At 70.4% G+C, this 13,904-nt stretch carries 1 protein-coding gene; it reads left to right on the top strand.

Annotation, left to right across the window (positions count from 1 at the left end; translation table 11 throughout):
* Positions 1-110: 110 nt before the first annotated feature.
* The gene (locus ACIA76_RS00395; RefSeq protein ID WP_397146744.1) at positions 111-13,844 is read left to right on the top strand and encodes an amino acid adenylation domain-containing protein; all 13,734 of its coding nucleotides are present in this window, start codon (positions 111-113) and stop codon (positions 13,842-13,844) included.
* Positions 13,845-13,904 lie beyond the last annotated feature (60 nt).

Below are 13,904 nucleotides of genomic sequence, written 5' to 3'. Positions count from 1 at the left end.
AGTCGATGCTCCGAATCATAGGGCGTGAATCACGTCCTACGGCCGGCGCTGCGCGCCGTCCGAGGCGGTGCTTGGGGAGTTGCGTCAACAGCGGCAGAACGGAGTGATTGATGAGTTCATTGGCCACCGATCGTGTCGACCAATGTTCTTCCGGCGAATTCTCAGCACAACCCTTCGCCCTGTCACCCGCCCAGACCGCCCTCTGGTACGCGCAGCGGATCCGGCCCGATATCCCGCTCACCATCGCCCAATACGTCGAGATCCACGGCGATCTCGATGTCGGCCGGCTGCTGTACGCGATCGAGCGGTTCGGTGCGGAGTCCCAGGTGGGTCAGGTGCGGCTGCTCGAGATCGACGGCATTCCGCAGCAGATGATCGATCCCGCGCGGCGGCCAGGCTGGGCGCGCATCGATCTGCGGCATGAGGCCGATCCGCGCGCGGCGGCGCTGCGCTGGATGCACGACCACGCCGGCGCGCCCATGGATCTGGAACGCGATCCGCTGACCGCCAATGTGGTGCTGCGCGTCGGTGACCGCGACTACATCTGGTACTCGCGGGCCCATCACATCGTCATCGACGGCTACGGCGCGATGAACGCGCTGCTGCGCACGGCCGAGATATATACGGCCCTGGAGGATCGCACCGAGCCGGTCGCCTCGCGCGCTACGCCGCTGGCCGAGATCTACGGCGAGGAGACCCGCTATCGCGACACCACCCGGTTCCGCTCCGACCGGGAGTACTGGCTCGAGCAGCTGGCCGGGGTCGGCGCGCCGATGAGCCTGTCCGGTTCCGGCATCGCGGCCTCGGCGCCCGAATCGGGCCGCCGGCTGGCCGCCGCGGTGCTGGACCGCTCGGTGGAGGCCGAATTGGGTGCGGCGGCACAGCAGTTCGGCACTCAGAATTCGGCGCTGTTCGTGGCGGCACTGGCCTGCTATGTTCGCGCGGCCACCGGCAATCCGGATGTGGTGCTGAGCCTGCCGGTCTCCGCGCGCACGACGGTGGCGCTGCGCCGCTCGGCGGGTGTGGTGTCCAATGTGGTGCCGATCCGGCTGCGCTTCGACGAGACCACCACCCTGCGCGAGGTGTTGCGGGCCGCGGAGCTGCAGATCACCGGCGCGCTGCGGCATCAGCGCTATCGGCACGACGACATCAGACGCGACTGCGGCTACTCCCGCGATACTCGCGGCTTCTTCGGGCCGATGGTCAACATCATGCTGTTCCACAGCGAATTGCGATTCGGCAGCCTGCTCGGCTCGCTCAATGTGCTGGCCACCGGGCCGGTCGAGGATCTGTCGATCAACCTCTACAACGGCGTCGGCAACCGCATCCACATCGACTTCGAGGCCAACCCGCAGCTCTACGGCGCCGCCGAATTGGCCGCCCACCACGGGCGTTTCCTGGACTTCCTGGCCCGGCTGCTCGCGGTGGATCCGGATACCGCGGTGGTGTCGATCCCGGTCATCACCGCCGATGAGCGCGATCTGGTGCTGCGGCAATGGAATTCGACGACAATGACGCAGCCGCCGGGCACCCTGGCCGGGCTGTTCGCCGACCGCGCGACGGCCTGCCCGGAGGCGATCGCGCTGGAATTCGGTGCCGAGACGCTCACCTACGCCGAGCTCGCCGAACGGGCCAACCGGCTGGCGCGGGCGCTGATCGCGCGCGGCGCGGGCCCGGATACGGTGGTGGGCCTGGCGATTCGGCGCAGCCTGGACCTGGTGGTGGCCATGTATGCCGTGACCCAGGCGGGCGCGGCGTATCTGCCCATCGATCCGGATCATCCGGCCGAACGCATCGGCCACATCCTCGCGGCCGCGCGGCCGCTGTGTGTGCTGACCGCCGCGCGCGACGGGTTCGCACTGCCGGCCGAGGTACCGCGGCTGGATGTCGATACGGCCGCGGTGTCCGGGTTCGCCGCCGATCCGATCACCGACCGCGACCGCCCGGCCCGGCTGCGCCCGCAGCATCTGGCGTATGTGATCTTCACCTCCGGGTCGACCGGAAAACCCAAGGGCGTGGGCGTCTCTCATGCCGCGATCGTCAACCGGCTGCGCTGGATGCAGCACGAGTATCCGCTGGACGTGGACGATGTGGTGCTGCAGAAGACGCCCGCCACCTTCGACGTGTCGGTGTGGGAGTTCTTCTGGCCCTTGCAGATCGGCGCGCGGCTGGTGGTCGCCGCCCCCGACGGGCACCGCGATCCGGCCTATCTGGCCGCGCTCATCGCCGAGAAGGGCGTGACCACAGCGCATTTCGTGCCGTCGATGCTGTCGGTATTCGTCACCGATACCGATGTGCGCGGCTGCACCGGGCTGCGCCGGGTGTTCTGCAGCGGTGAGGCGCTGCCCGCCGCGACCGTGCGCGATTTCCATGCGGCCCTCGGCGATACGGCCGTGCGGTTGCACAACCTGTACGGCCCGACCGAGGCCGCCGTCGATGTCACCTACTGGCCCTGCGCGCCCGAACAGGACAGCGTGCCGATCGGCGCGCCGGTCTGGAACACCCAGGTCTACGTGCTCGACGAGCGGCTGCGCCCCGTGCCGCCGGGCGTGGTGGGCGAGCTGTACCTCGCGGGTACGCAACTGGCCCGCGGTTACCTCGAGCGCCCGGGCCTGAGCGCGGAACGATTCGTGGCCAACCCCTTCGGGGCCATGGGGAGCACCTCGGGCGAATCCATAGGAGGTGCCTCAGGCGAAACCAAGGCAGGCGCCTCCCGCGAATCCATGGGTGCGGCCTCCGGCGAATCCATGGGGAGCACCCCGGGCGTATCCGCAACTGGCGACGCGGGCGCCCGCATGTACCGCACCGGGGATCTGGTGCGGTGGCGGGTCGACAACGGGTCGGCGGGGGTGCTGGAGTATCTGGGGCGCAGCGACTTTCAGGTCAAGATCCGGGGGCTGCGCATCGAGCTGGGGGAGGTCGAGGCGGCGCTGCTGGCCGATGAGCGGGTGGCGCGCGCGGTCTGTGTCGCGCACAGCGGGCCCGGTGGCGACGAGCTGGTCGCCTATGTGGTGGCCGCGACCGCCGCTCCGCTGGACATCACCGAACTGACCGGCGATCTGCGTCGGCGGCTGCCGGGCTACATGATTCCCGCGCATCTGCTGGTGCTCGGCGAACTACCGCTGAATCCGAATGGCAAGGTCGACCGGAAGGCCCTGCCCGCACCGGAACCCGGGCCGCGCCGGGTGGCGCGCGCGGCCGCCGGGCCGCGCACCGAGCTGGAGCGGCGGCTGGCCGCGGTCTTCGCCGAGGTGCTCGGTATCGACGATCTTGATGTCGCCGACGGCTTCTTCGACCTCGGCGGCAATTCGCTGTCCGCGGCGCGGGCCGTGGCCCGGATCAACGCCGCGCTGGGCGCCGGCCTGACCATCCGAGATCTGTTCGAAGCCACCACCATCGCCGCGCTGGCCGCCCGCCTGGACAGCCACAATCCCGACACCTCCTCGCCGAAACTCCTGGCGGGCCCTCGCCCGCAACAGGTTCCGCTGTCGCTGGCCCAGCAGCGGCTGTGGATTCTCAACCGGTTCGCCGAACACGCCTCCGCCTACAACATGCCGCTGGCGGTGGAGCTGACCGGGCCACTGGATCCGGACGCGTTGCGCGCCGGGCTGATCGACGTGCTCAACCGGCACGAGAGCCTGCGCACCACCTTCCCCGATTCCCCCGACGGACCGGTGCAGGTCGTGCATCCGGCCGCCGAGATCCCGCTCACCCTCGATCCGATCGACGCCACCGACGCCGACGCGCTGGCCCTGGCCACCGAATACGCCGGATACGGCTTCGATCTGCGCAGCCAGGCCCCGATCCGGGTGGCGCTGTATGTCACCGGACCGGATACCTACGTCTTTCTCGTTGTGCTGCACCACATCTGCGGCGACGGCTGGTCGGTCGCGCCGCTGGCACGGGATCTGATGACCGCGGTCGCCGCCCGCGCGGGCGGGCACGCACCGGACTGGACGCCGCTGCCGGTGCAGTACGCCGATTTCGCGCTGTGGCAGCGCGAACTGCTCGGCGACGAAACCGATCCCGCGAGCGCGCTGTCGCGCCAGCTCGCCTATTGGCGCGCCGCGCTGGCGGATCTGCCCGATCAGCTCGATCTCCCGCTGGATCGCCCGCGGCCGCTGCGCCGCACCGGCGAGGGCGCCCGGGTGCGGTTCGCCGTCCCGGCCGCCACCCGGCGGGCGATGGCCGCCCTCGCCGCCGATCGCGGCGTGTCCACGTTCATGGTGTTACATGCCGCGCTCGCGACTCTGCTTGCGCGACTGTGCAATACGTCCGATATCGCGATCGGCACCCCGATCGCCGGGCGCTCGGATCCGGCGCTCGACGATCTGGTCGGCATGTTCGTCAACACGTTGGTGCTGCGCACCCGGGTCGATCCGGCCGCCGGCTTCGATCGGATGCTCGATCGGGTCCGCGAGACCGATCTCGACGCCTTCGCCAATTCCGATGTGCCGTTCGAACGGCTGGTGGAGGTCGTGAATCCGGCCCGCGACGCCGGGCGGCATCCGCTGTTCCAGGTGATGCTGTCCTATGAGAGCACCCCGGATCTGCGCATCGATCTGCCGGAGGTGGCCGCGCGGGTGCTGCCGATGGAGGTCGGGGTCACCAAGTTCGATCTGCAGCTCACCGTGCACGACAGCGCGACGGCGGAGGCACCGAGCGCCGAGGAAGGTCCGCTCACGGCCGAATTCGGTTATGCGACCGATGTTTTCGACACCGCCTCGGTCGAGGCGATCGCGCGCCGGTTCGTGCAGCTGCTGACCGCCGCGGTCGCCGCGCCGAGCGTGCCCGTCGGCGATCTGAGCATCCTCGACGCCCGCGAGACCGGCAAGCTGGTCCCGATCACCGGCGCGCCCGGCGAGCCGCAGCTGACCCTGGCCCGGCTGTTGAGCGAGACCGCCGAACGACTGCCCGATGCGGTCGCGGTGCGGCATCTGGGCCGCGACATCACCTATCGCGAACTCGACGAACGGTCGAACCGGTTGGCGCGGGTGCTGATCGAGCACGGCGCCGGACCGGAGGTGGTGGTGGCGATCGCGCTCCCACGTGGACTGGAATCGGTCCTCGCGGTCTGGGCCGTGGCCAAGACCGGCGGCGCGTATGTGCCCGTCGATCCGGACTATCCGGGCGAGCGGATCGCGCATATGCTCTCGGACTCCGGCGCGATGCTCGGCCTGACGAATGCGCAATGCCATGCCGCCCTGCCGGATTGGCCGGTGGGCCACGGGCGGCACCGTAAGCAGGACGCGGACTGGCTGCTGATGGGTTCCGCGCAGCTGGCCGCGGAGCTGTCGCGGTATCCCACCCATCCGATCGCCGAATCCGAGCGGCACCAGCCGCTGCGCATCGCGCATCCGGCGTATCTGATCTACACCTCCGGCTCCACGGGTATGCCCAAGGCCGTCGTGGTCACCCACGCCGGACTGGCCTCGCTCGCGCATGAGCAGATGCATCTGTTCGGGGTGACCGATTCGGCACGGACACTGCACTTCTCGTCGCCGTCGTTCGACGCGTCGGTGCTGGAACTGTTGCTGGGCTTCGCCGCGGGCGCCACCATCGTGGTCGCCCCGGCGGGCATGTACGGCGGCGCGGAACTGGCGGCGCTGCTGGCGGCGGAGCGGGTCACCCACGCCTTCGTCACCCCGGCCGCGCTGGCGACCGTGCCGCCCGAGGGCCTGGACGAGCTCGAGGCGGTGATCGTCGGCGGCGACGCCTGCCCCGAGGAGCTGGTGCAGACCTGGACCGCCGGACATCGCATGCACAACATGTACGGCCCGTCCGAGGCGACGGTCGCCGCGACCGCGACCGGTCCGATGGTCGCGGGCCGCCCGGTGCCGATCGGACTGCCGGTGCGCGGCATGCGGCTGTTCGTCCTCGACGCGCGCCTGCATCCGGTGCCGCCGGGTGTGCCGGGTGAGTTGTATCTGTCCGGACCTGGTCTGGCGCGCGGCTATCTGGGCCGTCGCGGGCTGACCGCGTCCCGGTTCCCGGCCAATCCGCACGGCCGCCGCGGCGAACGCATGTACCGCACGGGCGATCTCGTCGTCGCCGACACCGCGGGTCAGCTGCGATTCCTCGGCCGCGCCGACGATCAGGTGAAGATCCGCGGCTTCCGCATCGAACTGCGCGAGATCGACCATGTGCTGCGCGCCCATCCGGGCGTGCGGTTCGCGCTGACCGTCGTGCACACCGGTGAGTTCGGTAGCACCCGGCTGGCCTCCTACATCACCGCCGACGGCGATATCGATCCCGCGGCGGTGCTGGCCACCGCGCGGAAGCAGCTGCCCGGCTATATGGTCCCCGCGGCGATCACCGTGCTGGACCAGGTGCCGGTCACCCCGTCGGGCAAACTGGACCGAAAGGCTTTGCCGCGACCGGAGTTCGGCGCGACCGGTCCCTCGCGGGCCCCGGAGACCGAACTCGAGCGGCAGGTCGCGCGCGTCTTCGAAACCGTGCTCGGCAATCCGGTGCCCGGCGCCGAGGACAGCTTCTTCGACATCGGCGGCAATTCGCTGCTGGCCACCCGCCTGACCGTGGCCCTGCACGCCGAGGTCGGGGTGGATCTGCCGGTGCGGGTGATCTTCGAGGCGCCCACGGTGGCCGGGGTGGCCGCGCGCCTGGCCGATGCGCCGCGCGCGCCGCGGCTCGCGCTGCGTCGCCACGAGCCGCGCCCGCAGCGGATTCCGCTGTCGCTGCCGCAGCAGCGGCTGTGGTTCCTCAACCGGTACGCGCCCGAATCCAGCGCCTACAACATCGCCTTCATGATCGGCATCGACGGCGAGCTGGACGTGCCCGCGCTGCGGGCGGCGCTGACCGATGTGATCCATCGGCACGAGGTGCTGCGCACGATATTCCCGGAGGACATCGCCGACGGTGGTGCCTATCAGCAGATCCTGGACACCGAGGCGTGTGTGCCGACGCTCGAGCCGGTGGCGGTCGAGGCCGCCGAGGCGTCGGGGCTGCTCGGCGAATTCGCCCGGCGCAGCTTCGATCTGACCGCCCAGACCCCGCTGCGCATGCTGTTGCTGCACACCGATTCCGGGGCCTACCGCCTGGGCATCGTGGTGCACCACATCGCCGCCGACGGCTGGTCACTCGGCCCGCTGACCCACGATCTGGCGCTGGCATACGCGGCCCGTCGCGGCGGTGCCGCCCCGGCCTGGGCGCCGCTGCCTGTCCAGTACGCCGATTACGCGCTGTGGCAACGCGATTGCCTCGGCGATATCACCGATGCGGCCAGCCCGGCCGCGACCCAGCTCGAGTTCTGGCGCGAGACGCTGGCCGAGCTGCCGCAGCGGATGCCGCTGCCCTATGACCGTGCCCGCCCGCCCGAACCGACCCAACGGGCGGGCACGGTCCACCTCGAGGTGCCCGAGGCGCTCGAGCACCGGCTGGAGGAACTGGCCCGCGCCCAAGGCGTGAGCCGGTTCATGGTGCTGCGCTCGGCGCTGGCGGTGTTGCTGCGCATCGTGACCGGCGGCCGTGAGGTGGTGATCGGCACTCCCATCGCGGGGCGCACCGACACCCGCCTCGACGAGCTGGTCGGCATGTTCGTCAACACGCTGGTGCTGCGCTCGATGGTGGACCCGGATCGCAGCTTCGCCGAACAGCTGCAGGTCGATCGCGACAGCGAACTGGCCGCGATGGCACACGCCGATCTGCCCTACGACCGGATCGTGGAGGAGCTCGGCCGCGGCTCGGCGGATCCGCTGGTGCAGGTGGCGCTGACCGTGCAGGACGGGCCGGCCCCGGTGCTGGAGCTGCCCGGCCTGCGGCTGTCGGCCGACGAACTCGATATCGCCGCGGCGAAATTCGATCTCGAGCTGCGCGTCCCGATCGCCGACGGCGCGGGCGCGGCCTTCGAATTGGTCTATGCCGCCGAGCTTTTCGACCATGAGACGGTGTGCACGCTGGCCGATCGGCTGTATACGGTGCTCGAGACGGTGGCCGCCGATCCGCAGATCCGGGTGCGCGATATCGATGCCCGCACCGAATCCGAACGCCGCCTGCTGGCCCCGGCCTACGGCGCGGTCCCCACCCCGCAGTGCAGCCTGGCGAACTACTTCACCGCGACCGCGCATCTGCACGCCGAACGTACCGCGATCCGCGCCGGCGAGCTCGAGCTGAGCTACGCCGAGATCGACGGCTATTCGAATCGCCTGGCGCGGGCGCTGATCCGGCGCGGGCTGGGCCCGGGCGACCGGGTCGCGATGGGCCTGACGCGGTCGGTGGAATCGGTCGCGGCCATCCTGGCGATCTCCAAGGCGGGCGCGGCCTTCGTCCCGGTCGATCCGAACTATCCGACCGATCGCGTGCGGCATATGCTCACCGATTCCGGCTGCCATGCCGGGGTGACCTTGTCGGCACATGCTGTCGGGCTGCGCGAGGCCGCGGCGGGCGGCCACGAGACCGCCTGGCTGCTGCTCGACGATCCGGAGCTGATGGCCGAGATCGAGGGCCTCGACGAGGCCACGATCACCGACGCCGACCGGGTGTGCACGATGTGGACCTCGGATCTGGCCTATGTCATCTACACCTCCGGCTCCACAGGAAAACCCAAGGGCGTGGCCGTCACCCACGGCGGCCTGTCCAACTTCGCCGACGAGATCCGCGACCGCATGCGGGTCGACCGCGAGGCGCGCACCCTGCACTTCGCGACGCCGAGCTTCGATGCCGCGATCTTCGATCTGCTGCTGGCCGTCGGCGCGGGCGCCACCATGGTCATCTGCCCGACGGACGTGTACGGCGGCGACGAGCTGGCCGCGCTGATGGATCGCGAACGGATCACGCACACGTTCATGACCCCCGCGGCGCTGGCGACCATCGATCACGACCGCTGGCCGCTGCCGCATCTGCGGTCGCTGTCGGTCGGCGGTGAGGCGCTGGGCGCGGATCTGGTGGCGCGTTGGGCGCCGAACCGGTTGCTGCTCAACGCCTACGGCCCGACCGAGGCGACCGTGGTGGTCACGCTGTCGGCGCCGCTGATCGCGGGCGAGCCGGTCACCATCGGCACCCCGGCCCGCGGCGCGCGGGTGCTGGTCCTGGACGAGTGGCTGCGCGCGGTGCCGGTCGGTGTGCCGGGGGAGCTGTATCTCGGCGGGCAGGCGCTGGCGCGCGGCTATCTGCATCGACCCGGGCTCACCGCAACGCGTTTCGTCGCCGACCCGTACGGTCCCGAGGGCACCCGGATGTACCGCACCGGCGATGTGGTGCGCTGGAACTCCCACGGCGAGCTCGTGTACCTGGGCCGCAGTGACCATCAGGTGAAGATCCGCGGATTCCGGATCGAACTGGGCGAGATCAGCGCGGTGCTGGCCACCCATCCCGCGATCCGCTTCGCGCATACCGAGGTTCGCGAGATCGCCGGGGCCAAGCGGCTGGTGTCCTATGTGCTGCCCGTCGACGCCCGCGCCGGAATCGACGTCGAGCAGCTCCGCCTGCATATCGCGCAGCAGCTGCCCGCACATATGGTGCCCGCGAGTATCACCGCCCTGGAGCACATTCCGCTGACCCCGGTCGGCAAGCTCGACCGCGCGGCCCTGCCGGAGCCGCGGCTGACCGCGACCGTGGTCCGCGAACCGGAGTCCGAGGCCGAGCGGCTGGTGGCGCGGGTGATGGCCGAACTGGTCGGCGCCGACACCGTGGGCGCGGACGACGGCTTCTTCGACGTCGGCGGAAACTCGCTGCTGGCAACGCAATTGGTGGCCCGCCTAGCGGCGGCTACCGGGGTGCGGCTCGAGGTACGCACCGTCTTCGCCGCGCCGACGGTCGCCGAACTCGCCACCCTGCTCGAGGCGGGCGGCGGCACCGACACCAGCCCGCAGCTGCGCCGACGGGCGCGACCGCCGCGGGTGCCGCTGTCGGCGGCGCAGCGGCGGCTGTGGTTCCTGGCGCGATTCAACGAATCCGCGGGCGCCGAGGTGGCCGGGGTCTACAACGTGCCGGTCGCGCTGCGGCTGCGCGGCGACCTCGACGTCGAGGCGCTGCGGGCGGCGCTGCACGCGGTGCGGGTGCGGCACGAGACGTTGCGCACGGTCTTCGGCGAGCTCGAGGGCGAACCGTTCCAGCGGGTGCTGGATCCGGCCGAGACGACGATCGAACTGCCGGTCCGCGACATCACCGAGGCACAGGTGCCGGGCGCGGTGAGCGCCCTGGCCGCAACGGGATTCGATCTGGCCCTCGACGCCCCGATCCGGGCACGACTGCTGCGGCTGGCCGCCGATGAGCATGTGCTGGTGCTGGTCGTGCATCACATCGCGATGGACGGCTGGTCGCTGGAGCCGTTGGCCGCCGATGTCGCCGCCGCCTACACCGCGCATCGCGCGGGCTCGGCCACCCCATGGGGTGAGCTGCCCGTGCAGTACGCCGATTACACGCTGTGGCAACGGGATACGCTCGGCAGCGAGGACGATCCGGAATCGGTGGCGAGCCGTCAGCTCGACTACTGGCGCACCGCGCTCGACGGTGTTCCGGAGCTGCTGGCGGTACCCGCCGACCGGCCGCGCCCGCCCGCGCCGAGCTATCGCGGCGGCACGGTGGACTGCGCCATCGACGCGCTGACCCATCGGGAGCTGCAGGCCATCGCGCAGCAGCACGGCGTCACCATGTTCATGGTGCTGCACGCCGCGCTGGCGACGCTGCTGCACCGGCTCACCGCCGTCGACGATATCGCCGTCGGCACCCCGATCGCCGGGCGCGGCCATCCCGCGCTGGATCAGATGGTCGGCATGTTCGTCGGAACCCTGGTGCTGCGTACGCGGATCGACGGCGGATGCTCGTTCGCCGAACTGCTGCATGCGGTGCGCGATACCGATCTGGAGGCGTTCGCGCATGCGGACGTGCCGTTCGAGCGGCTGGTCGAGGTGCTCAATCCGGCGCGCTCGCAGGCGCATCACCCGATGTTCCAGGTGATGCTGTCGGTGCGCAATCAGCCGGTGCGGGTGCTGGAACTGCCCGAGCTGCGCATCGAGGCCGCCGACGCCGATCCGGGCATCGCGAAGTTCGATCTGCAGTTCACCGCCACCGAATCCTGGAGTGCGCGACGCGAACCCGACGGCATCACGGTATCGGTGAACTTCGCGCGCGATCTGTTCGACGAGCGGACCGCGGCCGGACTCGGCGCGCGGCTGGTGCGGCTGCTCACCGCGGCCGCGGCGAATCCGAGTCTGCCCGTGGGCGATCTGGAACTGCTCGACGGCGAGGAATGGTCTCACCTGGCTCCGGTGCGCGGCGCGGGCGCCGACCGCCCGTTCACGCTGCCGGAGGTGTTCGAGGCGGCGGTACGGGTGAATCCGCAGGCGGTGGCCCTGCGCTGCGAGGGCACCCAGATCACCTACGATGCGCTCGACCGCTGGACCAACCGGCTGGCGCGGGTGCTGATCTCGCTCGGTGTCGGCCCGGAAACCCTGGTGGCACTGGGTATTCCGCGGTCGGCGGAATCGGTGGCGGCGACGCTGGCGGTGGCCAAGGCGGGCGCGGCCTTCGTGCCGATCGACCCGACCTATCCCGAACATCGCATCGCGCATATGCTCACCGATTCCGGTGCGGCGCTGGGCATCACACTCTCGGCGCATCGCGAACGGATGCCCGACGGCGCGAATTGGACCGTCCTGGACGCGCCGTCGTTCCGTCGCCGTGTGCTGCGCACCCCCGATACCGCGATCACCGCCGAGGAGCGGCCGTTGCCGCTGCGGATGGACAATCCGGCCTACGTCATCTACACCTCCGGCTCCACCGGCGTGCCCAAGGGTGTGGTCGTCACCCACGGCGGACTGTCCAACTTCGCGGCCGAGACCGCGCAGCGTTTCGAGGTGCGCCCGGGCAGTCGCGTCCTGCATTTCGCCACACCGAGTTTCGATGCGGCCATGCTGGATCTGCTGCTGGCGCTGGGCGGGGCGGCGACCCTGGTGATCGCCCCGGTGGGCGTGTACGGCGGCACGGAACTGGCTCGGGTGTTCATCGACGAACAGATCACCCACGCGTTCATCACCACCGCCGCGCTGGGCACGGTCGATCCGAGCGGGGTGACCGCGCTGCGGCATGTGCTGGTCGGTGGCGAGGCGCTGCCGCCGGAACTGGTGAACCGGTGGGGGACCGGCCGCAGTCTGTACAACGTGTACGGGCCGACCGAGACCACCATCGTCACCGTGATCTCCGAGCCGATGACGCCCGGCACGCCGATCACCATCGGCGGTCCGATCCGCGGCGTGGCGGCGATGGTGCTGGATTCGCGGCTGCATCCCGCACCGGTCGGCGTGACGGGCGAGCTGTATCTGGCCGGTCCCGCGCTGGCCCGCGGCTATCTGCACCGGCCGGGCCTGACCGCGCAGCGATTCCTGGCCAATCCGTACGGCAAACCGGGCGAACGCATGTACCGCACGGGCGATCTGGTGCGCTGGGTCGAACACGACGGCCGCCGCGCGCTGGACTATATGGGCCGCACCGACCATCAGGTGAAGATCCGCGGCTTCCGCATCGAACTCGGCGAGATCGACGCGGCGCTCGCGCGGCATCCGGCGGTCGAATTCGCCACCACCATGGGCCACCGCACCCCGGCGGGATCGACGGCCCTGGTGGCGTATGTGAAAACATGCCGTGGTCATGAGCCGACGGTGGCCGAGCTGACCGCGCATGTGGCCGAGCTGGTGCCCAATTACATGGTGCCGCAGTCGATCACGCTGCTGAACGCGGTGCCGCTGACCCCGGTCGGCAAGCTCGACCGCAAGGCCCTGCCCGAACCGGTGTTCGGGGCCGGTTCGGGCTATCGGGCCCCGTCGACGCCGGTGGAGGCGGCGCTGTGCGCGGCGTTCGCCGAGGTGCTCGGCGTGCCGAGTGTGAGCGTGGACGACGGATTCTTCGAACTGGGCGGCAATTCGCTGCTGGCGACCAAGGTGGTCGCGCAGCTGCGGTCGGCGGGTATCGAGATGCCGGTGCAGTTGATGTTCGGCGATTCCAGCCCGGCCGCGGTCGCCCGCCGGTTGGCCGCCACGGCCGGGGATGCGCTGGCGGTGGCGCTGGAGCCGATGCTGGCCATCCGATCCGCGCCCGGATCGTCGGTGCCGCCGCTGTTCTGCGTCCATCCGGCGATCGGATTGTCCTGGTGCTATTCGGGTCTGCTGGCGCAGCTGCCGCCCGATCGGCCGGTGTACGGATTGCAGGCGCCGCATGTGTCCGGCGCGAACGATCACACCTCGATCGTCGAGGCCGCGAAGGACTATGTGGCACAGCTCAAATCGGTGCAGCCGCAGGGTCCCTACCATCTGCTGGGCTGGTCGCTGGGCGGCCTGATCGCCCAGGAGATCGCGGTGCAACTGCAGCACGCGGGGGAGAGCGTGGCGCTGCTGGCGATGATGGACAGCTATCAACTCTCCGACGAATGGCTCGAGCACGCCATTCCCGGAATCGCCGATATCATCGGCGAATTCGGCAGCGATCTGCTCGGCGGCGACCATGCGGTCGATCCGCGCCTGACCCTGCAGGACGCGGCGGAGCTGCTGCGCAACCGGCCGGGCCCGTTCGCGGCGCTGACAGTCGACCATCTGCATCGGCTCTACACCGGATATGCCAACGGCGCGGTGCTCGCGCACGGCTTCCGTCCCCGCGTCTTCGACGGTGATCTGCTGTTCTTCACCGCCGCCGACGACGAGATCAACCGGGCCGACCCCACCCGGCGCGCGCAGGCCTGGGAGCCGTATGTGACCGGCGCGATCCACGATCAGAAGGTGCGGTGCCGTCATTCCGGCATGACCACGCCGGAGGCGCTGGCGGTGATCGGTCCCGTCCTGCGAGATCACCTGGGCGACAGTGGTTCTGGCGCCGACGACGCTAAGGAGGCCATGTGAGCGAGCGGAGCGAGCGAACCAAGAGATACAGCGTGTGCAAACACGTGCCGGAGCCGAGCG

The organism is Nocardia sp. NPDC051570, from assembly GCF_044454005.1.
Classification (GTDB): Bacteria; Actinomycetota; Actinomycetes; order Mycobacteriales; family Mycobacteriaceae; genus Nocardia.
Note: the sequence above shows the minus strand (reverse complement) of the source record. Positions and strands in the feature narration are given on the sequence as shown.

Bases quoted from the DNA above. Each gene is read 5' to 3' on its own strand.
- ACIA76_RS00395 (WP_397146744.1), top strand. From the start codon at position 111: ATGAGTTCATTGGCCACCGATCGTGTCGACCAATGTTCTTCCGGCGAA.